The following is a 21,330-nucleotide window of genomic DNA, read 5'->3' as shown; positions in this document are numbered from 1 at the left end:
CAGCCATGATCCACGACAATTGTGCGATCCAAAGGATGCATCAGCGATATGGGGCCTGATCCCGCCAGCCGCAAGCCTGATCGCACCCCCTCCCTACATCTAATTGTCGTCAACTTGTCCTCGACCGTTCGTTGACAAGCGGCGGGGCTGATCCCTTACAGTGGCCCCATGATGACCACCGTTTCCGTCCTGCACTATTTTCCCGTCAAGGGGTTGTCCGCCCAGCCCCTGGAGTTGGTGACGCTGGCCCCAGGCCAGGGCCTGCCGCAGGACCGGCGCTTCGCCATCACCCACGGCGCCACCACCTTCGACGTGCTGTCACCCGCCTGGCGGCCCAAGAGCAACTTCCTGGCCCTGATGCGGGATGAGCGGCTGGCCACCCTGGACGCGCGCTATGACGCCGCCAGCTGCACGCTGATGCTGTTGCGCAACGGCAAGCCGGTGGCCCGAGGACGCATCGACACCCCCACCGGCCGCCTACTGATCGAGCAGTTCCTGGCCGCCTACATGAAGGACGCGGCCGTGCCGCCACCCTACAAGATCATCGAGGCGCCAGGCCACATGTTCAGCGACATCGAGGAAAAGGCCGTGTCGCTGATCAACTTGGCCAGCTGCAAGGACCTGGAGCGGGTGACCCAGGCGCCGGTGGACCCGCGCCGCTTCCGCGGCAACCTGCTGCTGGCGGATCTGGCCCCCTGGGCGGAGGCGCACTGGGTGGGCAAGCGCCTGCGCGTGGGCGGGACGCTGCTGGAGGTGTTCAAGAACATCCGCCGCTGCGCCGCCACCGAGGTCAACCCGGTGACGGGCGAGCGTGACATGCCGGTGCTGAAGTCACTGATGAACGGCTACGGCCACGTCAATTGCGGCGTCTACGCCCGCGTGATCGAGGGCGGGACGGTGCGGCCGGGCGACACCGTCACGGTGGTCGAAGACTAAAGAAGCGCCGCCAGCTTCCTGGGCGCCACCGCCTGGTAGCTTTCCTTGATCCAGCCCCGCAACAGGTCCGACGGCACGTCCTCCCCCGCCGCGAAGGTCGCGGTGATCCAGCCGGCGCGCCCCAGGCCATAGCCGGTGGGGGCGCAGTTGGGCATGTCCAGCGCGAAGGGGCCGGAGCGGGGCAGCTTCACCGTCACATGACAGCCGGAGTCCCCGTCCCGCCCCAGGAAGACGAAGATCTTCTGGCGCACCTTCACCACCGTCTCGCCCCAGGGGTGATCCTCCCACGCCTCGGGATAGGCCAAGGCGTGGGCCAGCAGGTCGGCCAAGGGGGAGACAAGAGGGGAAGACACGTCGGTCACGGCTTGGGTTCCGCTGCTTGGGACTCCATCGGGGTCTCCGCCTTCCAGCGCATGGCGCGCAGGATGCGATTGTAGCCCGACGGGTGGTCATAGAACACGACCTCCTCCCACTTGCCGGGCGCCAGCTTGCGGTATTCCGCCAGCTTCAGCGCCACGGTGGCGAAGCCGTCCGGCTCGCGCGCCAGGTTCAGGCCGAAGGCGTCGGCCTCCGCCTCCTGCGTGCGGATGATGGTATTGAGCACCGGCGTCATCAGGAAGAAATAGGCCGTGAACAACACCATGACCAAGGGCAGGCCCGCCACGTCGCCCAGGCCGGTGATGCCCCAACGCCCACCGCGCGTCAGCCGGCCAAAGGCCCCATCCACCAGCAGGAAGGCCACGAACATCAGGATGGACAGGTAGGCCAGCAGGACGAAGACATGGTGCAGGACGTAGTGCCCCATCTCATGCCCCATCACCGCCTTGATCTCCGCCAGGGTGCAGCGCTGCAGCAGCGTGTCGGTCAGGGAGATGCGGGTGGTGCCGAACAGGCCGCTGACATTGGCGCTGATCTTGTTGGACTGACGGGAGGCGTTGAACTCATAGACGTCGGTGGCCGGCACCTCGTTGGACCGCGCCATGGACAGCAGGGCCTCGCGCACCGGGCCGGGCTTCATCGCCTCATACTTGTTGAACAGCGGCGCCAGGAAGACGGGGGTCACCACCACGATGACGGCCAGCGCCGCGACACTGAACGCCGTGGCCCAAATCCACCAGCGGCGCCCCAAGCGCCGGACGATGGCGTAAAGCGCCCAGATCAGCAGCCCGCCGAACAGGCTGGAGATGGCCAGCTGGATCAATTGATCGCCGAACCAGTCGCCGAGGGTCTGGTTCATCAGGCCGTACCGCTTTTCCCGGTACCAGTCGGCATAAACGACAAAGGGCAGGCTCAGCAGATAGTCGATGACGGTGTAGGCCACGACGAACAGGGGTGTGTCGAAGCGGCCCAGCCGTCCGAGCCCATCCCGCAGGCGGCGCGCCACGCCCCCGGCCAGGAACACGGCCGCCACCGCCAGCGACACCAGGAAGCGCCACAGTTGCAGCCAATAGCCGCCCTCGAAATAGGCGTTCGACTTGGCCCGCGCGTCGGCGGCCACCGTGTCCAGATAAGCCTGCGTCGCCGCCACCGGGTCGAACGCCGCGGCATGCGCCGCCACCGGGACCAGGCAGGCCCCCAGCGCCGCCCCTAAAATCCCCACGGCTACCGCCGCCCCCACCCCTTGCCCCCAAACCTTCATGACTGGCCTCGATCTTCGCGCGCCGCGCCCCCCTGGGCGACGCTTGTTGGCCGACAGCGTAAAAGGCGGAAATCGGTTTGGATAGAACCAGTTCGCTTCAATCCTACGGGGACTTGGGCAGGCGCGATTCCGGGGTGGGCGGCGACAGATCCTCATAGAGCGCCTGGGCCTCCGGCGCCGGTCCCCGGCGGGTGCCCAGGGCCAGCACCTTGATGACGCGGATATGGTTGCCCAAGGGAAAGGTCAGCACATCACCCGGGCGCACGGCGTGGTGCGCCTTGGTGATGGGCGTTCCGGCGCAGCGGATGGTGCCGGAGCCGCACAGCTTGGCCGCGAGGCTGCGCGACTTCAGGAAACGGGCGTACCACAGCCACTTGTCCAGCCGCAGCCGGCCCTGGGCCAGATCGGCGGCATCCTCGTCATCACCGCCAACTCCCCCCTTGCCGTTTTCCTTAGCCATGTTCCACCGCCATCAGGGCGCCTCCACCAAAGTCCGAAGGATGCTGAACGGATTGTCGCTGGCCAGGGCGGGGGGCTTGGCGGCGGCCGGCGCCTTTTTGCCCGCCTCGGCTTGGGCCGGGGCCTGGACCTTGGCCGCCTTGGGGGGCGTCTTCCGCTGGCGGCGCAGCCAGGGGGCGGGTTCGCCCTCCGCCTTGGGCGAACCCAAGCGGTAGCCGAGCGCGGACATGAGGGATGCCACCTCCGCCCGGGGCACACCCAGGCTCAGCACCAGGTCGTCCACCGCTGTCAGCGGCCCAGCCTTGGCCCGGCCGGCCAGCGACTTCTCGAGCCGGTCCACCATGTCGACCCGGATGGCGCGCGGCCCCAATGGGACGTACCCGATGGCGGCCAGGAAATCCGGCGCCAGATCGCCAACGGCCAAGGCCACGCGGCCGGGCGCCGGCACGGCCACGGGTGTCCCCCGCGCGACCGACCACAGCAGCCCGCGTAAGGCCACCGCCGCCGGTCGTGTCAAGGCGGCCAGGAACACCTGGCTGAAGCCCAGGCGCAGGCCCAGCGCGGCCAGGCGGCGCCGATCCTCCTTCGTCAGGGTGGCGATCAACGGTTCCAGCGCCGCGCGCGGCAGGCCGCCCAGCGCCTCCGCCACCTGGAAGGCGATGCCTCGGCCGGCGCCGGACAATTCCCCGCCCCGTGCCGCCGCGGCCAGCGCCGTGAGGGGCGCCAGCACACGGGCGATGTGCGCCTCCACCCAGCGGGCCAGGCGCGCCCGCACCGGCTCGCGCTGCCCCGTCTGCAGGAAATCGTCACCCACCAGGCGCACCAGGGGGGCCAGGGGCGTGGGGCCGGGCGCCAGCACGCCAATGACGGCGCCATCCCAGCTCAGCTCCCCCCGCCGTCCAGGGTGATGGCGGCGTCGGGTGCCGCCTCCAGCGCGCGTACCCGCTGATTGATGACGTCGCCCAGGGCGCGGCGGGCGGCGGTGGTGATGGCCTTGGCGTCGGCCGCCGGCACGTCGGCGTCCAGTTGGAAGGCCACACCGTGCAGGCGCCCCACCGGGTGACCCTCCACCAGCACGCGGCCGTCGCGGTCCACGGCGCCCATCAGGTCACGCCCGTCGGACAGGCGCTTCACCAGGCCGGCCGAGCGCTTGTCGACGAAGCGCTGGGTCAGGCGCTCATGCAGGGCGTCGGACAGCCGGTCCTCGATGGCGCGGGTGCGCTCCTGCCAATGGACGGCATCGTCCAGCCAGCCGGGACGGTGGGAGATGTAGGTCCAGGTGCGGATGTGGGCGATGCGCGACACCAGGGTGTCGATGTCGCCCTCTCCCCGATCCAGGCGGGCCACCTGGGCCGCCACCCAATCCAGCGGCAGGGTGCCGGCCGGCCCGTCGCGCAGATACTTGAAGATCTGGGACAAGAGGCGGGTATGGGCGTCGGACAGCACCTTGCGGAAGTCCGGAATCTGGCAGACCTCCCACAGCAGGCGCACCGCCAGGGGGTTGTTGGCCAGGCGCATGAGGTCGGCGTCCTGCGCCAGCGCTTGCAGGGCCAGATGGTCATCCGCCTCCCGCGCGCGGATCAGCACCGGGGACGGCGGCCGTTCCTCCAGCGCGCGCAGCAGGGCCTGGGGACTGCGGAAATCCAGGTCGACGTTGCGCCACATCAGGGTCTTCAACGTCTCGAACTTGTGGTTCTCCACCGCGTCGATCAGCTCGGGATCCAGCGGTGGCGCCTCATCCGTGGTGCCGAAGGTGCCATCGGTCAGGTGGCGGCCGGCGCGGCCGGCGATCTGCGCCACCTCCGGCGCCCTGAGCCGCCGAGGCTGCTGGCCGTCGAACTTGGACAGGCGGGCGAAAGCGACATGGTCCACGTCCATGTTCAGGCCCATGCCGATGGCGTCGGTCGCCACCAGGTAATCCACCGCCCCTTCTTGATAGAGCTGCACCTGGGCGTTGCGGGTGCGGGGGCTGAGGGCGCCCAGCACCACCGCCGTGCCGCCACGCGTGCGACGCAGCAGTTCCGCCAGGCCGTAGACATCGGCGGCGGAGAAGGCGACCACGGCGGCGCGGGGCGGCAGCTTGGTCAGCTTCTTATGTCCGCTGTAGGTCAGGCTGGAGAAGCGGGGCCGCGACACGAACTCCGCCTTCGGGATCAGCTTTTGCAGCAGCGGCTTGATGGTGTCGGAACCGAGGAACATCGTCTCCTCCGTCCCGCGCGCATGCAGCAGGCGGTCGGTGAAGATGTGCCCACGCTCGGGATCGGCGGCCAGCTGGATCTCATCCACCGCCAGGAACTGCGCCACATGGTCCAGCGGCATGGACTCGACGGTGCAGATCCAATAGCGGGCGCCGGGGGGGATGATCTTCTCCTCCCCCGTCACCAGGGCCACCTGGCCCGCCCCCTTGGCCCGCACCACCTTGTCGTAGTTCTCCCGCGCCAGCAGGCGCAGGGGGAAGCCCATCATGCCGCTGCCATGGGCCAGCATGCGTTCCATGGCCAGATAGGTCTTACCGGTGTTGGTGGGACCCAGCACCGCCACCACCCGTCCGCCGGGCAAGGCGCCCACGCTGTCGGCCGCCCGTCGTTGAACGGGGAAGGCGGAGGCGGGATCAGGGCGGGAACGGTCGCTCATGACACTCAGTGTTGGGGCGTCGGCCCCCAAAAACAAGACGGCGCGTTTCCGGCGCGGCTCCCATGAACACCACCGGAAGGCGGCGGTTCCGAAGTGGACCCCAGGCCAGCCTGCGGCCAAGTGGCCCTGGAAAAAGTCCGCCCCCAATGCGGACATAATGCGGGGCCACCCTTATATAGGGTGTCCGCCGAACAGGCACGCTGCTTGATTCCGGCCCGCGTCACCGTATCACTTTGGCGTCACACCGTTCCCTTGGAAGCCCGTCCATGACCGTCCGCACCCGTCTTGCCGCCCTGTCGCTGATCCCCCTGCTGCTGGGCACCGCCGCCCTGGCCGCACCCGTGACGCAGGAAGGCGCCGACAAGCTGGCCCGGCTGGCGGAACAGCAGCTGACCAAACCGGCCAATCCGCACAAGGACGGCAGCCTGCGCCTGACCCTGAACGGGCACGCCAGCGCCATGCGCGAGGGCGACCATTACCGCCTGAGCCTGCCCGGCGCCCAGCTGCACCTGGGCGACGACAGCGTGCTGGACCTGGGCACCCTGGTGCTGGCGGTGACGCCCACCGCCGATGGCCACTGGGACGCCACCGGCGCCCTGCCCAGCCCCATGGGCGTGTTCGACGGCCAGGGCATGCGCATCGGCGAGGTGCGCCTGGGCAGCCAGAGCCTGCACGCCCGCTGGACGCCGGACTTCCAGACGGTGGACCTGCTGGACGCCAAGGCCGGCGACATCCGCTTCATCCCCCGCCCCGGCCACGGCGCCGTGGCCATGGACAGCCTGACCGTGCGCTTCGTGCCTGAGGACGAGGCGCACGGGCGATGGAGCGGCCCGTTGCGGGTGGAGGTCACCAAGCTGGAGACCAAGACGCCCGAGGGCGCCGACGAGACCCGGCTGCTGCGCGGCTTGCTGGCCATCGACGTCACCGATTTCAACATGGCCCAGGGCGCGCTGCTGCGCGTGGGCGGCGGCACGGACCCGGGCCCCGCCGGCGCCGTGCTGTCGCGCATGAAGGGCACCTTCAGCCTGGACGGCTATGCCAGCCATGACGATGAGGGCCGGCCCTATTCGCTGAAAACCCTGACCGCCAGCCTGATGGCCGACAATATGGAGGGCGACCACGGCGTGCTGGCGCTGGACTATAGCCACCGGGGCCTGGTCAAGCCGACCGTCAACGGCCAGGCCGACCCCATCCCGGAAAAGGGCGACCTGCACCTGAAGATCACCGACCTGCCGGCCCGCACCCTGGCGGAGGCCGACTGGACCACCCTGCCCGCCGACACCAAGCACCGCAACCGCGCCATCAAGGACCGCACCCTGACCGCCCTGGGCCAGGCCGGCAGCCACCTGACCATCGACAAGCTGGACTTCCAGGCGCCGGACGCCGCCCTGGTGGGCAATGCCGCCCTGGTGTTCGACGCCGCCAACCCGCGCGGCCTGACCGGCACCCTGTCGCTGCTGATGCGCGGCCTGGACCATCTGCCGGCCAACAGCGTGGGCAACGGCGCCATGCTGGGCTTCTTCGCCCTGCAGTCCATGGGCGCGCCCGAGGGCCAAGGACAGAACCAGGGCCGCCGCTTCAGCCTGGATTTCCGCCCCGATGGCCATGTGAAGCTGAACGGCAGCGACGTCACCCTGCTGATGACGGGCCTGGCCAAGATTCCCTGAGCCGGGGGCCTACTATTTCGTCACCATGGGCACGAAGGCGACAGCCAGCAGCGGGCGTTCGCTCACTTGGTTGTCCCGCCCTTTTTCCACCAGGCACAGCTGCTGCGCCCCATCCGCCGGTCCCACCGGCAGCAGCAGGCGCCCGCCCGGCCGCAGCTGATCCACCAGCGCCGGCGGCACCCGTGGCGCGGCGCAGGCGGCCAGGATGGCGTCGAAAGGGGCGGCGTCCGGCCAGCCGCCATGGCCGTCGCCCACGCGCAGGGTGACGTTCTTGAGGCCCAGGGCCGCCAGGCGCCGCTCCGCCGCCTGCGCCAGGTCCGCGATGACTTCCAGCCCGTGGACCTTGGCCCCCAGGCGCGCCAGCAACGCCGTCTGGTAGCCGGAGCCGACGCCGATCTCCAGCACCCGATCGCCAGACCGGATGTCCAGCAGTTCCGTCATCAGCGCCACCAGCGAGGGCTGGGACAGGGTCTGGCCCGCCGCCAGGGGCAACACTTGGTCATGATAAGCATGGGGGGCCTGGTCCGCCGGCGCGAACAACTCCCGCGGCGTGGCCAACAGCGCCGCGGCCACGCGGGGGCTCAGGGACGGGAGGCCCGGGGGCCGCTCCAGCCGCATGCGCCGGGCGATGGCGGCCACCAAGGCCTCGCGCTCGTCCTGGCGGGCCGTCAGGTCCACCACCATGCGGCTGGTGTCGGCGCCGGGTTTTCCGAACCATGCCATCGCCCTACCCCCGTAGTGGTCGTCGCGGATTCGGGCCCTGCCCCAACGGAGGGGCTTGCGTCCGCCCCACTTGCCCCTCATATCGGGGCGCGACGGCCGGCCCATCCACGGGCGGACGTCGGAACGAGGTTAACCACGTCGGCGGCGCCGCGACAGGGCCGCCCATAAAAGAGGACGGAACACGCCCATGAGTGAGGAAAAACTCAGCTTCCAAGCCGAAGTTTCCCGGCTGCTGGATATCGTCGCGCATTCGCTCTATTCGGAAAAGGAGGTCTTCCTGCGGGAACTGATCTCCAACGCCTCGGACGCCTGCGACAAGCTGCGCTACGCCTCCCTGACCCAGCCGGAACTGACGGCCGGGGACGCCAACTTCCGCATCACCCTGACGCCGGACACGGCCGCCCGCACCCTGACCATCGCCGACAACGGCATCGGCATGAACCGGGACGACCTGGTGGAGAACCTGGGCACCATCGCCCGCTCCGGCACCGCCAACTTCATGGCCGCCCTTTCCCAGAAGGCCGAGGCCAAGAAGGACGGCGAGAAGGACATGTCGCTGATCGGCCAGTTCGGCGTGGGCTTCTATTCCGCCTTCATGGTGGCCGGCGAGGTCGAGGTCTATTCGCGCAAGGCCGGTGAAACCCAGGGCTGGCGTTGGACCTCGGACGGCAAGGGCTCGTTCACCGTGGGCGAGAGCGACGACGCCCCGGCGCGCGGCAGCCGCATCGTGCTGCACCTGCGCGACGGCGAGGACGACTACCTGCAGACCTACCGCCTGCAGAGCATCGTCAAGAAGTACAGCGACCACATCAGCATCCCGGTGCTGGTGGGCGACGACGAGAAGCCGGCCAACGCCGCTTCCGCGCTGTGGACCCGGCCCAAGAGCGAGATCACGGCCGAGCAGTACAAGGAATTCTACCATCACGTCGGCCACGCCTTCGACGATCCGTGGCTAACCCTGCATTGGCGGGCGGAAGGCGTGTTGGAATACACCAACCTGCTGTTCATTCCCGAGGCCAAGCCCTTCGACCTGTTCGAACCGGAGCGCAAGCACCGGGTGAAGCTGTACGTCCGCCGCGTCTTCATCACCGAGGGTCCGGAAGGCCTGATCCCGGCCTATCTGCGCTTCCTGCGCGGCGTGGTGGACAGCGAGGACCTGCCGCTGAACGTCAGCCGCGAGATGCTGCAGCACAACCCCATGCTGGCCAAGATGCGCACCGGCATCGCCAAGCGCGTGCTGGGCGACCTGGCCCGCAAGGCCGACGACGCCGACTCCAAGGCGGACTACGCGCGCTTCTGGGAGAACTTCGGCGCCGTGCTGAAGGAAGGCCTGTATGAGGAGCGGGAACAGCGCGACACCCTGCTGAAGCTGCTGCGCGCATACAGTACCCATGGGGGCACCCACGGCGATGAGCTGGTCAGCCTGGAAGATTATGTCGGCCGCATGAAGCCGGGCCAGGACGCCATCTACTACATCACCGGCGAGGACAAGGCGGCATTGGCCCGCAGCCCGCACCTGGAAGGCTTCCGCGCCAAGGGTGTGGAGGTGCTGTTCCTGACCGACGCGGTGGACGAGTTCTGGCTGCAGTCCGTCACCCAGTACAAGGACCACGCCTTCAAGTCCGTCACCCGCGGTGGTGCCGACCTGGCCAACGTCACGGCCGAGGACAAGAACGACGAAACACCCAAGGCGCCGGAGGACAGCGTGGCCGACCTGGTGGCCTTGGCCAAGCTGACCCTGGGCGACGCGGTCAAGGACGTGCGCACCTCCGAACGCCTGCGCGAAAGCGCCGTCTGCCTGGTGGCGGACGAGGGCGACATGGACATCCACCTGGAGCGCATGTTGAAAGCCCACCGCCGCCTGGACGAGACGTCCAAGCGCATCCTGGAGGTCAACCCCGGCCACCCGCTGATCCGCCGCCTGGCGGATTTGGCCAAGGCCAACGGCGCCGGCGGCGCCCAGGGTGAGGCCTTGGCCGACGCCGCCTGGCTGCTGCTGGACCAGGCGCGAATCCTGGAGGGCGAGCCCCTGCCTGATCCGGTGGCCTTCGGCCGCCGCCTGGCCATGTTCGTGGAGAAGGGATTGGCCTAAAAGGTCAATCCCTTCATTTATTTATCCCCCGTTCATGCCCCGCCCGGGAAACCGGCGCGGGGCATGGCGTTTTTGCAACGGCCGGTGGGGGTCAAGGGCGCCACGCGCCGTATCGAACGGTTTCGCCCTTTTCTTGCCGCTAACTGCTGGCATAGTCCGCAACCGATCGAACGATGCGGCTGTTATCGTTGTCAGGTCGGGATGCGGCTGCACAGGGGGGCACCCTTGCCGTCGTTGACATGGCTTTCCCCCGGGACGTCCCGGGGGTCCAAGGGCGTGAGCCAGGCGGGGTTTGCATGGGGTTGTCGACGGGGGCGGTTGCCCCGAAGGATCGGATTGGGGCGCGGACCAGGATGCGGGGCCGCAACGCCTCCACAGCCGCGCTGCTGGCCACCGTGCTGTTCTTGCTTCCTCTGGGCGTCCAGGCAGGCGCCCAGGCGCGCGATCTGGCGGACCTCATGAAGGACCGTTTCCCGGTGGCGCAGGGTGAGGCGACGCCGGACGACAGCGACCAGACCGTGCTGGCGCGGTTCTACCGGGGCCGGGGACTGAAGCCCCTGTGGGTGGAGCACGGCGAGGCCAACGCCGCCGCCCGCGCCGTCCTGACCGTCCTGGGCCATGCCGACGAGGATGGGCTGAACCCCAACGACTACGCCCCCGCCAGTCTGACGGCGCAGCAGGGCCATCTGGACAGCGTGGAGGCACAGGCCGCGTTCGAAACCAACCTGACCCTGGGCCTGGTTCACTACGCCAGCGACGTGTCGGTGGGCCGCATCATCCCCACCCTGGCCGATCCCGAACTGGTCATCGACCGGCCACCCTTCGACCGCGCGCAGTTCCTGGGCGGCGTCGCGTCGGCCACCGACCTGGCGGCCCTGCTGGGCGGCTTGGCGCCGCACCGGCCGGAATACGCGGCGCTGAAGGCCGCGCTGGCCCACTATCGGCAGATGAAGGCCGCCGGCGGCTGGCCCACCATCCCGCCGGCGCCCAAGGCGCCCCCGGCCCCGCCGCCACCGCCGGCCGATCCCGCCAACCCCACGGCGCCCGCGCCCAAGCCGGAAAAGACCAGCGATGCGCTGAAGCCCGGCATGATCGACCCGCGCGTGCCGGCCCTGCGCGCCCGCCTGGTGGCCACGGGTGAGGCCAAGCCCCTGCCGGTCCCGCTGCCCAAGGGCACCAATCCGGAACTTTACGACGACGCCCTGGCCACGGCCGTGAAGGAATTCCAGCGCCGCCAGGGACAGGAGCCGGACGGCGCCATCGGCAAGCGCACCCTGGTGGAACTGAACGCCACGGTGGATCAGCGCATCAACCAGATCATCGTCAACATGGAACGCTGGCGGTGGGAGCGGGAACCGGCGGACCAGCCCTATCTGGTGGTCAACCTGGCCGACTACACCCTGTCACTGATGCGCGGCATGGACGTGCAGCTGACCATGCGCGTGGTGGTGGGCGCGCCCTTCACCCGCACGCCCGTGTTCATCGGCAACATGAGCTATATGGAGCTGAACCCCTACTGGTACGTGCCGACCAAGATCGCCAAGGAAGAGATTCTGCCCAAGCAGAAGAAGGACCGCAGCTACGTCGTCAAGAACCACTACACGCTGCTGTCGGACTGGACGTCCAACGCCGTGCCGGTGGACCCCAGCAGCATCAACTGGGCGACCGTGACGGAGCGCAACTTCCATTGGCGGGTGCGGCAGGACGCGGGCAACGACAATTCGCTGGGCCGCATCAAGTTCATGTTCCCGAACAAGTTCGACATCTACCTGCACGACACGCCGTCCAAGCGGCTGTTCGACCGGGCGGTGCGGTCCTTCAGCCACGGCTGCATCCGGGTGCAGGACCCGCCCAATCTGGCGCTGGCCATCCTGGCCCTGACCGACACGCCGGGCTGGCCGGAGGAGAAGCTGCGGGCCGAGATCGGCGGCGACAGCCTGAAGCACCAGACGATTCGCCTGAAGAATCGCCTGCCGGTGCACATCACCTACATCACCACCGTGACCGACCCGGATGGCGGCATCGATTTCCGCACCGACGTCTACGGGCGCGACGCCCGCGTGCTGGCGGCCCTGAATGGTCCCCGGCCGCGCAAGCCGGTGGTGCCCGCCGCCGTGCCGGCGGCCGCCCCCACGCCCGGGAGCGCGCCCAACGCCGCGCCGAACACGGTGCCGGCCGCGTCGGGCGACGCGCCGAAAGCGCCTGAGACTCCAAAGCCTTCGGTGCAAGGCGCGCGGATGGGCGCAACACCTGCACCGGCCACGGCGCCGGCGCCAGCCGCGCCCCCCGCGCCGGCGAACGCCAACCCGGCGCGCTGACGGATGGGGGCTGCCTGCCCAATTGTGACCGTTTCGGAAGCGGTTGCAAAGGCGGGCGCCCAGGCCGCCGCACGGTAGCGGTCACACGTTCATCAAATTTTTGCCTCATTTGGGGCTTGCTTATTCACACCCCGTTGTCACAGACTGCAGCCCTGCCCTGCTGGTGACGCGGGGCTGTGGCAAGACAGATGGGGACATCCGGAATGGACGAACGGCACGCCGCGGCGCGTTTGCTTACTATTGCCTGCGACGCCCCCAGTGCCTCTGACGCGTCCCTTTCCGCTCCGGCCCCGACCCGGCGCGGCCTGCTGGCCGGCTTCGCCAAGCTGGCCGCCGGCGCCGCCCTGGTGGGTGGTGTCGCCAGCCCCCTGCCGGCGCTGGCCAAGGCCGCCGCCAAGCACCACGGCGGTGCCAGCCACCACCACAGCGCCGCCCACGGCAACCTGATGCATGGCGACTGGTCCAACGCCCGCGCCGCCACCCGCCCCCTGTCGGACAATCGCCGCGTCCTGGCCTTCAACCACCTGCACACCGGCGAGAAGCTGAAGGTCACCTACTGGGCCGACGGCAAGTACCTGCCGACCGCCCTGCACGACGTGAATTCCATCCTGCGCGACTGGCGGACCAACCAGACCATCGCCATGGACCCCAAGCTGCTGGACCTGATGTTCCAGATGCAGCACCGCCTGCGCACCAACGAGACCATCCAGGTCATCTGCGGCTATCGCTGCCCCAAGACCAACGCCATGCTGGCGGCCAACTCCGAAGGGGTGGCCAGCCACAGCATGCACATGGAAGGCAAGGCCATCGACCTGGACCTGGCCAGCAAGCCCCTGGCCCGCATCCGCCAGGTGGCGGTGGAGCTGAAGCAGGGCGGCGTCGGCTACTACCCCAAGTCCAACTTCGTCCACGTCGACACCGGCCGCGTCCGTCAGTGGGCGTAACGGCGGGCGCGTGGGGCCCCATGGCCCCATGGGTCTAAGGACGGGCTTGTTCCCGCGTTCAACCGCGTGAGACAACGCCCTCTCAAGAAATTTTGAGGGGGAGTAAAGACATGCGGGCACGCCCGGCGGCACTGGCCGCCCTGATCATCGCCATCGCATCCACGGCCGTCGCGCAAACGCCACCGGCCCCCTTCACCGGCCGCGACCTCAGTGGCACCTACGCCTGCACCGGCGTGGATGGGCACGAGGGCGCCTACACCTCCACCGTGACGCTGGAGATGGACAAGGCGCAATCCCACGGGAAACGGGCCGGCTATCATTTCAGGATGGAGGTGCCCAACTACGGCACCTATCATGGCGTCGCCACCGCCGACGGCGACGCCCTGGCCATCACCTTCGCGCACGAGGACCCGGCCACCCAGGACTACGGCACCGGCATCGCCAAGGTGAGCCGGACCAAGGACGGCAAGGTGCGCTTCGACAAGTTCTATTACGAAGACGCCTACAAGGGCGGGAACACCGGCACGGAAAGTTGCGTGCGCAATTGAGGCGTCCCCGATCAGCGAACAGGCCCCGGATCGGTCGACCCGGGGCCTGTCGCGTTCATGGCATGCTGTCTTGCTATCGGCCGGGTTGAAATCGGGCCGGCCGAATTTCAAGGCTCAGGCGGCGCTGGGTCCGTTCGCCAGCTCCCGGTGCAGAACCTCGGTATCCAGCTCCTTTTCCCACTTGCTGACGGCGATGGTGGCCACGCCATTGCCCACCAGGTTGGTCAGGGCGCGGCATTCGCTCATGAAGCGGTCGATGCCGATGAGCAGGGTCAGCGAGGCGATGGGAATGTCCGGCACCACGGCCAGTGTGGCCGCCAGGGTGATGAAGCCGGCGCCGGTGACGCCGCTGGCCCCTTTGGACGTCAGCATGGCCACCAGCAGGATGGTGACCAGGTGCCCGAAGGTCAGGTGGGTGTTGGTCGCCTGGGCCAGGAACAGCGTGGCCAGGGTCATGTAGATGTTGGTGCCGTCCAGGTTGAAGCTGTAGCCCGACGGGATGACCAGGCCCACCACGGGGCGGGCGCAGCCCAGGCGTTCCATCTTCTCCATCATCTGGGGCAGCACCGTCTCGGAGGAGGACGTGCCCAGGACGATCAGCAGCTCGGCCTTGATGTAGTTGATGAAGCGCAGGATTGAGAAGCCGCACAGCCAGCCGACGATGCCCAGGACCACCAGCACGAACAGCAGGCTGGTCAGGTAGAAGCTGCCGATCAGCATGCCCAGGTTGATCAGGGCGGCGACCCCATACTTGCCGATGGTGAAGGCCATGGCGCCGAAGGCGCCGATGGGGGCCAGGCGCACCACCATGTGGATGATGCGGAAGAAGATCTTCGACATGCGCTCGATGACCACCGTGGCCGGCTTGCCGTAGTCGCCCAGGTGGGCGATGGCGAACCCGGTCAGGATGGCGATCAGCAGGACCTGCAGCAGGTCGCCGCCGCCCAGCGCGCCCAGATAGGTGTCGGGGATGATGCCCAGGATGTGGTCGGCCACGGTGTCCTTGGCGGCCTTGTCGACATAGGTCGACACCGCCTTGGCGTCCAGGGTGTGGGGGTCGACATTCATGCCGGTGCCCGGCCGCACCACCTCGCCCACCAGCAGACCGATGATCAGCGCGAAGGTGGAGATGACCTCGAAATAGATCAGCGCCTTGCCGCCCACGCGGCCGACCTTCTTCATGTCGGTCATGGCGGAGATGCCGCTGACCACGGTGCAGAAGATGACCGGCGCGATCATCATCTTCACCAGCTTGATGAAGCCGTCGCCCAGCGGCTTCAGCGAGGCGCCGAAGCTTGGCCAGATATAGCCGACGATGATGCCCAGGATGATGGCGATGATGACTTGGAAGTAGAGGACCGAGTACCAGGGCTTTTTCACATGTTCCATGGGCACATCTCCCTTAGCCTCTTGCGACGAGGCGTGTTGCCGGGCCCCCTTCCCCGATGCCCCAGGGACCCGCGGCCACAGCATGGCCGTTAGGTGCGACAAGAAAGCAATTGCCAGGTGAGATCAAGGCTTAAGGCACGGTTTCCCGAGCTGGGGCCCATGAAATTTTTTGACCGGTGCCGCCGCGACAACAGCCGGTCGCGCACCCGCGTCCCCTTGGTCCCGCTGTTGGCCGTCCCCTGGGGCTTTTTCGCTTGTCCAATAAAATGTCGTTTTAAAACACGGTCAGTTGCGGCGGCGCCGTCTTCAGCAGGTTCTCCAGCCGCTCGACCACCTCTTCCATGTTCACGCGCACGCGGTCCAGCTCGTCCGCCGTCTTGTCGTCGATGCCCGCCTCGAACAGCATCATGTCGTAGTCGGCCAGCACCTTGGTGAACGCCTCACGCTCATGCTGCAGGATCTCGTAGGCGCCCAGCGCGTGGACCAGCAGCTGCGGCGGGTTGCGGAAAAAGGCCAGGCTGACGCGGGTGAAGGCGGCGATGGATCGCAGGCGCATGCGGATGAGCCAGGATTTCAGTTCACGCGGCGCGTCGTTGGGACGGCTGTCGGCCTTGTCGCCGATGGTGAAGATCATGGCCTGGATTTCGTGATAGACGGCGCGCGCCTTCTTGTAGTCCGGGAAGGACTGCGCGGGCCGGCCCGACATCTGTTCGAAAGAGGTCACCGTGGACGACAGCGATCCCGCCAGCTCACGCAGCAGGGCGCCGTGGTTGACCTCCTTCTTCATACGCATGGGGGTGGGGTCCCTATAAGCGGATCAGGGACGCAGCTTAGCGCGCCAACCCCGTCGCCACCAGGGTATCCGGTGTATGGGGTGACCCAGCGGTCCCCGCTCCGGCGGCGTTCAGGTCGTCGATTTCCAGGTCGCGCCCCCGCAGATCGGGCAGGATCAGGGTGAAGCGGGTGCCGGCCCCCGCCTCGCTGGCGGCCGTGACAGTGCCCTTCAGGCGATGGGTCACCAGGTTGTAGACGATGTTGAGCCCCAGGCCCGTGCCCCCGGCCCCGCGCCGGGTGGTGAAGAAGGGATCGAAGATGCGCGGCAGGATGGCCGCCGGGATGCCCCGGCCGTCGTCCTGGTACACCACCTCCGCCCCGCCGGCGTGCCCATCACCCTGTGCCGTCGGTCCCTCCCCCGGCGGCAGGCGGCGGGCGGTGATGGTGATGCGGCCACGCACGCCCGGTTCGTAGGCGTGCAGGATGGAGTTGGAGACGAAGTTGGTCAGCACCTGGGCCAGCAGACCGGGATAGGTCTCCAGCTCCACCGGGCCGTGGCAGATGACCTCCGCCATGTGGCCGCCACGGCGCAGGTTGGGGCCTAGGCTGGACACCACCTCCTCCATGTAGGCGCACAGCTCCACCCGCCGCCGCTCTTCCGAGCTCTGGTCGGCGGACACCTGCTTGAAGCTCTGGATCAGGCTGGCGGCGCGGCCGATGTTGGACAGCATGAGGCGGGAGGATTCCGCCAGTTCGCCCATGAAGTCGGTCAGGTCGCTGCGGCGCAGGCGGCCGTCGCGCACCAGGTGGTCGATGGCCGTCACCCGTTCCGACACGTGGGAGGCGGTGGTGAGGGTGACGCCAATGGGGGTGTTGATCTCATGCGCCACGCCGGCCACCAGCTGGCCCAGCGAGGCCAGCTTTTCCGCCTGCACCAGCGCGTCCTGCGACCGCTTCAGCTTTTCCAGGCTGTCGCTCAGTTCCGCCGTGCGGGTACGCACACGGTCCTCCAGCTCATCATTGGCGCGGCGCAGGGCGGCCTCGCTGGCCTCCAGCGCCCGCTCGCGCTCCTCCCGCTCCTTGCCGATGCGGTAGGCGACGCCGAAGGTCAGCAGCACCAGGCCGATGGCGTTGGGGGCGTAGAGCGCCGCCTCGGTCCAGATGGCGGCGGGCAGCGCGCCGCCGGCGCGCAGCGACCAGATGATCGCCACCCCCACGATGGGCAGGAAACCCAGCAGGAAGAAACGGGCGTTGACGGAACGCCGCAGGTCGCGCATCGCCGCCGTCAGCGTCAGGACCGAGCCCAGCAGCGCCAGCGCCTGGGCGATGCCGGAACCGCGCGCCGGATCCAGGTAGTGCAGCGGGGTGTCCAGCACCAGCAGGCCGGTGGACAGCAGCAGCAGCCGGGCGATCCAGGGCTGGCGCCGTTTCAGGTCCAGGAACTGCACGGCGAAAATCTGACCCACGGCCACGGGCAGGGTGCCCACCACCTCGCGGTAATAATGGCTGGCCAGGTCGGCCGGCAGATGTTCCCAGGGATAACCCAGCTGGCCGTATATGTAGGCCAGCGTGATCAGGGCGTAGAACAGCAGGGTCACCCCCACCTCCACCCCCGCCATCACCACCAGCGCGAACTGATAGGCGGCGGCGATGATGAGGACGCCGAAGGTCAGGCCGTGCAGCAGGATGTCGCGCCGGTCCACCTGGGCCTGGGCGTCGCTGGTGCGCAGGTAGAGCGCGAAGGAGGCGAAGTAGTGCTCCACCCGCATGTACAGCACCGCGCGTCCCGGCGGCAGCGCCAGGGTGAAGACGGGATAGCGGTGCGGAATGTCGGTGCCCCGCGCCGCCGCCCCTTCGGCCACATGCCGCTGCCCGACCGGGATCTGTCCGTCGCCGGAAAACACATAGAGATCCAGGCTGCGGTAATAGGGGTAGGCGAACACCAGCAACCGGTCGAGGGTGGTGGCGGTCGGGTTGTCCAGGGTGATGCGCGCCCAATAGGCGGAATGGGTGCGGGCGAAACCGGGCGTGTCGCGGGTGGCGGGGGTGAAGCGGGACGCCGCCGGGCCGGACATGACATCGGCCAGGGTCAGGTCCCGTCCCTTATCCTCCAGCAGCTCCAGATGGCCGCCAAGGGACAGGTCCGGGCCATCCACCGTCACCGTGTTCGCCGTCCCCCCGTTCGCCGTCACCGTGTCCGCGTGGGCTGCTGCGGACAGCAGCGGCGCGAGCGCAAGGAACAGCAGGGCGGCCAGCACCGCCCGCAGGCGGCAGCCCATCCCGTCATATCCTGCGCCCTGTCCCCGCACACCCATCATCCGTCCGCTAAACCCGTGGCTGGCGCAACCATGCCCTATCCAAGCTGGAAAGGCACGCCTTGCGTGTCCTGATGACGCCGGGCACGCGCGAACCGTCAACCGACCCCACCCTGTCACGCGCGAACCGCCCCGTTCCGGTCCCGGCACGGGCCGGCCATCAATTGCCAGGCCCGCGCCCCCATGATAAGCGTCGCGGAAGGATGGGCCCGCCCTCTTCCGGGCAATGCCGGGACGGGCGGGGCCTACCGGGCGGGACGAACAAGGCGGCGGGGCGCCCTTGGGCACGGCATGGCGGGACGGCGGGTCATGAGACGGCTGGCGGAGTGGATGAAATCCATCGGACCGGGCCGCCTGATCAATATCTCGCTGGCCGCCGGCATCGTGCTGTCCCTGGTGTTCGTCCACGCCGAATTCACCCGGGGCCTGAATGCCCGTCGTGCCGAAATCCGCCAAGCCATGGACACCCAAGCCATCGCCCTGGATGGCACGCTCGCCGCCATCTCTGGCCGGGTGGAGCGGCTGCGGGAGTGGACCCGGCGGGCGCTGCTGGCCCCGCCTGCCGACACCCCCCAACTGAACGCCTTCCTGGACGGGGTGGCCCAGGCCGGCGCGGATGAGGTGCCGATGCTGGATCGCGTCGGCCCGACCGACGCCAACCCGATGGACGGCCCCGTGCCCGCCGCCCTGCTGGCCCTGCCCGACCGGGCCTTGGCGCGACATGAGGGCTTGTCGCGCCCCGACCGCGCCCATTGGCGGGCCGAGGTGGCAACCGCCGTGGCCCTGGCCCAGCAACTGGCGCTGGACGTGCGCACCCAGCCCGGCCTGGGGCGCGGCTATTTCATCGCCACCTCAGGCCTGGTGGCGGTGGCGCCCTGGCGACCCACCGACAGTGCCCACGGGCTTATGGCCGGCGTCTTCGAGCGCAGCGCCTATCGCCTGTCCACCCTGGCCGCCAACCCCGCCGGCCGCGTGCTGTGGACCGAGACGCCCGCTCCGCCGCCGCAGGGGGCCGCGCGGGACGAGGCGCCGGCCCGGCCGCTGCCCACCGTCGCCGCCCCCATCGATAACCAGGGCCGTTTCCTGGGCGTGGTGGCCTTCGACCTGGATCCCGCCCTACTGGCCCTGCCCACGGCCGATGCCGCCGGCGCCGTGCTGCTGCTGGGATCGGACGACCGCCTGCTGTCGGCCGCCGGCACCCCGCCCGCCGACCTGTTCCAGCAGGGCCGACCCACCCCCATCGGTCTGGCGGCGGTGATGGGCAGGACAGCCGCCACGGCCGAGCACGCGGGCTACGTCATCACCACCCGGCCCCTGGCCAACGCCCCCTGGCGCCTGGTGCATGTGGCGCCGCGCGCCGCCCTCACCTGGTCACTGGTCCTGCACACGGCCGGTTCCATGGCCGGATTCTCCAGCGTGCTGCTGGCCGTGGTGCTGCTGTTCAACATGGTGGTGCGGCGCATGGTGCGGTCACAGGAGCGGTCCGCCACGGCGGAGCGGGAGGCGCGGGCGGCCACGGAACACGCCCTGGCCGAACTGCGCGCCGCCCATGACGAGCTGGACTTCCTGAACCGGGAGAAGACGCGCTTCTTCTCCCTGATCTCCCACGACCTGCGCGGGCCCTTCAACGTGCTCTTGGGCATGACCAAGGAGCTGGCGGACTACGGCACCCGCATGGCGCCGGCCGACGTGGCCGACTTCGCCGCGTCCGTGCACCAGAGCGCCGTGACCGCCCACACCCTGCTGGACAACCTGCTGAACTGGTCGCGGGTGCAGATGTCGGGCACGCCCTTCAGCCCGTCGGTCATGCCGCTGGGCGAGGTCGTGGCCGCCGCCATTCATGATTTGGGCCCCACGGCCGACGCCAAGGGAATCCGCATCCTGGACGCCGCGGGCGACCGCCACATCCTGGCCGATCGGACCATGGTGCTGGCCATCCTGCGCAACCTGCTGGCCAACGCCATCAAGTTCAGCCACCCAAACCAGGGCGTCCAGGTGACCTCGCGCGCGCTGGGCGACCGGCTGGAAATCGCGGTGGCCGACCGGGGCATCGGCATGGATCCCGAACAGCTGGACCAGCTGTACCGGCGCGAGGCCCAGGACAGCCGCCCCGGCACCCTGGGGGAGGTCGGCACCGGCCTGGGCCTGACCCTGGTGCGCGACCTGGTGGCCCGCCACGGCGGCGTGCTCGCCATTGACAGCCAGCCCGGCGTGGGCACCACCGTCAGTTTCACCGTGCCGCTGGCCGCGGCGCCGCGCTGATCAGATTCCCTCAAACGCCGGGCGCCAGCAGGGGCATGTGACCAGACCTCGTACCCCTGCCACGAAGCGGCGGCGCCCCGCTTCCGCCTTAATTCACGGGCACATCGGGAAAGTCACAGCACCTCGGCCAGGCGTTCCACGGGTCGGCACAGCACGGCACCCTTGGCGGTTCGGGCGATGGGGCGCTCGATCAGGATGGGGTGGTCCACCATGAGCGCCAGCAGGGCCTCGTCGCCATAACCGCCGGCGGGTTCGCCCGCCAGCAGCTCATCATTGCCGCGGCGGCGCAGGATGTCGGCCGGCCGGGCCTTCAGGGCGGCCAGCATGTCGACCAGCGCGGCTCGGTCAGGCGGGGTCTTCAGGTATTCGACCACCTGGACCTCATGCCCGCCGGCCTGAAGGTCGGCCAGCACCCGGCGCGAGGTGGAGCATTTGGGGTTGTGCCAGAGGGTCACGGTCATGGGGACGGTTCCAGGTTGGACGACAGGGAGCGCGCACCATAGCCGGCCCGCCCATCCATGACCACCCGTCGGGACGGCGGCCACCGCCCCCCCCGCGTAACGTTACGTTTTCAGCCTTCCACCCCGGCCCCGGCCTGGACTATGACTGCGGTCTTGCTTGAGTGAGGTG

At 68.9% G+C, this 21,330-nt stretch carries 17 protein-coding genes; 7 read left to right on the top strand and 10 right to left on the bottom strand.

All coding sequences use genetic code 11. The annotated features are described in order from the left end of the window. Positions 1-168: 168 nt before the first annotated feature. Positions 169-936: an MOSC domain-containing protein gene (locus UAA55_RS18440; protein ID WP_322954587.1), complete on the top strand. Its 768-nt coding sequence runs from the start codon at positions 169-171 to the stop codon at positions 934-936. Here the strand turns inward: UAA55_RS18440 and UAA55_RS18435 are convergent. From UAA55_RS18435 to UAA55_RS18415, 5 genes are all read right to left on the bottom strand, one after another. Further along, positions 933-1,298, bottom strand: a complete 366-nt coding sequence (locus tag UAA55_RS18435; protein WP_322954586.1) for an MmcQ/YjbR family DNA-binding protein — start codon at positions 1,296-1,298, stop codon at positions 933-935. The two genes, UAA55_RS18440 and UAA55_RS18435, sit on opposite strands and share 4 nt — an antisense overlap. Beyond that, positions 1,295-2,575 carry a M48 family metallopeptidase gene (locus UAA55_RS18430; RefSeq protein ID WP_322954585.1) on the bottom strand — a complete coding sequence of 427 codons (1,281 nt, stop codon included), beginning with the start codon at positions 2,573-2,575 and terminating at the stop codon, positions 1,295-1,297. Before UAA55_RS18430 ends, UAA55_RS18435 begins: the two co-directional genes overlap by 4 nt. A 103-nt stretch (positions 2,576-2,678) precedes the next feature. Further along, positions 2,679-3,035, bottom strand: coding sequence for an RNA-binding S4 domain-containing protein (locus UAA55_RS18425; protein WP_322954584.1), 357 nt, complete (start codon positions 3,033-3,035; stop codon positions 2,679-2,681). A 12-nt stretch (positions 3,036-3,047) separates the two neighbouring features. Then, positions 3,048-3,893 carry a hypothetical protein gene (locus UAA55_RS18420; RefSeq protein WP_322954583.1) on the bottom strand — a complete coding sequence of 282 codons (846 nt, stop codon included), beginning with the start codon at positions 3,891-3,893 and terminating at the stop codon, positions 3,048-3,050. A gap of 23 nt (positions 3,894-3,916) precedes the next feature. Then, complete coding sequence (locus UAA55_RS18415) at positions 3,917-5,668, bottom strand: helicase-related protein (protein WP_322954582.1); 1,752 nt, start codon at positions 5,666-5,668, stop codon at positions 3,917-3,919. A 266-nt stretch (positions 5,669-5,934) separates the two neighbouring features. On the opposite strand from UAA55_RS18415, the gene UAA55_RS18410 reads away from it, so the two are divergent. Continuing rightward, positions 5,935-7,335 carry a hypothetical protein gene (locus UAA55_RS18410; RefSeq protein ID WP_322954581.1) on the top strand — a complete coding sequence of 467 codons (1,401 nt, stop codon included), beginning with the start codon at positions 5,935-5,937 and terminating at the stop codon, positions 7,333-7,335. A gap of 12 nt (positions 7,336-7,347) precedes the next feature. Here UAA55_RS18410 and UAA55_RS18405 read toward each other — a convergent pair whose 3' ends face one another. Further along, complete coding sequence (locus UAA55_RS18405; RefSeq protein ID WP_322954580.1) at positions 7,348-8,058, bottom strand: protein-L-isoaspartate(D-aspartate) O-methyltransferase; 711 nt, start codon at positions 8,056-8,058, stop codon at positions 7,348-7,350. A 187-nt stretch (positions 8,059-8,245) separates the two neighbouring features. On the opposite strand from UAA55_RS18405, the gene htpG reads away from it, so the two are divergent. From htpG to UAA55_RS18385, 4 genes are all read left to right on the top strand, one after another. Next, positions 8,246-10,150, top strand: a complete 1,905-nt coding sequence (gene htpG, locus UAA55_RS18400) for a molecular chaperone HtpG (protein WP_322954579.1) — start codon at positions 8,246-8,248, stop codon at positions 10,148-10,150. Positions 10,151-10,503: 353 nt separating this feature from the next. Then, entirely contained in the window at positions 10,504-12,468 is a 1,965-nt protein-coding gene (locus UAA55_RS18395; RefSeq protein WP_322954578.1) for a L,D-transpeptidase family protein, read from the top strand. A gap of 203 nt (positions 12,469-12,671) precedes the next feature. After that, positions 12,672-13,412 (top strand): peptidoglycan L,D-endopeptidase MepK, encoded by a 741-nt coding sequence (locus UAA55_RS18390; protein WP_322954577.1) that lies wholly within the window; start codon positions 12,672-12,674, stop codon positions 13,410-13,412. Positions 13,413-13,522: 110 nt separating this feature from the next. Further along, positions 13,523-13,960, top strand: coding sequence for a hypothetical protein (locus UAA55_RS18385; RefSeq protein ID WP_322954576.1), 438 nt, complete (start codon positions 13,523-13,525; stop codon positions 13,958-13,960). A gap of 114 nt (positions 13,961-14,074) precedes the next feature. On the opposite strand, the gene UAA55_RS18380 is transcribed toward UAA55_RS18385, so the two are convergent. The 3 genes from UAA55_RS18380 to UAA55_RS18370 all read right to left on the bottom strand — a co-directional run bounded on the left by UAA55_RS18380 (position 14,075) and on the right by UAA55_RS18370 (position 18,402). Then, the gene (locus UAA55_RS18380) at positions 14,075-15,349 is read right to left on the bottom strand and encodes a dicarboxylate/amino acid:cation symporter (RefSeq protein ID WP_322954575.1); all 1,275 of its coding nucleotides are present in this window, start codon (positions 15,347-15,349) and stop codon (positions 14,075-14,077) included. Between the two features lie 274 nt (positions 15,350-15,623). Continuing rightward, a complete protein-coding gene (locus UAA55_RS18375; RefSeq protein ID WP_322954574.1) occupies positions 15,624-16,142 on the bottom strand; it encodes a hypothetical protein in 519 nt (172 codons plus the stop codon). Between the two features lie 37 nt (positions 16,143-16,179). Continuing rightward, complete coding sequence (locus UAA55_RS18370; RefSeq protein WP_322954573.1) at positions 16,180-18,402, bottom strand: sensor histidine kinase; 2,223 nt, start codon at positions 18,400-18,402, stop codon at positions 16,180-16,182. A gap of 345 nt (positions 18,403-18,747) precedes the next feature. On the opposite strand from UAA55_RS18370, the gene UAA55_RS18365 reads away from it, so the two are divergent. Further along, a complete protein-coding gene (locus tag UAA55_RS18365; protein WP_322954572.1) occupies positions 18,748-20,700 on the top strand; it encodes a sensor histidine kinase in 1,953 nt (650 codons plus the stop codon). A 113-nt stretch (positions 20,701-20,813) separates the two neighbouring features. Here the strand turns inward: UAA55_RS18365 and UAA55_RS18360 are convergent, their stop codons facing one another. After that, positions 20,814-21,161 carry an ArsC/Spx/MgsR family protein gene (locus UAA55_RS18360; protein WP_322954571.1) on the bottom strand — a complete coding sequence of 116 codons (348 nt, stop codon included), beginning with the start codon at positions 21,159-21,161 and terminating at the stop codon, positions 20,814-20,816. Positions 21,162-21,330: the final 169 nt, after the last annotated feature.

This window comes from Nitrospirillum guanabarense, assembly GCF_034653355.1.
GTDB lineage: Bacteria > Pseudomonadota > Alphaproteobacteria > Azospirillales > Azospirillaceae > Nitrospirillum.
This window is presented reverse-complemented; position numbering and strand designations above follow the sequence as displayed.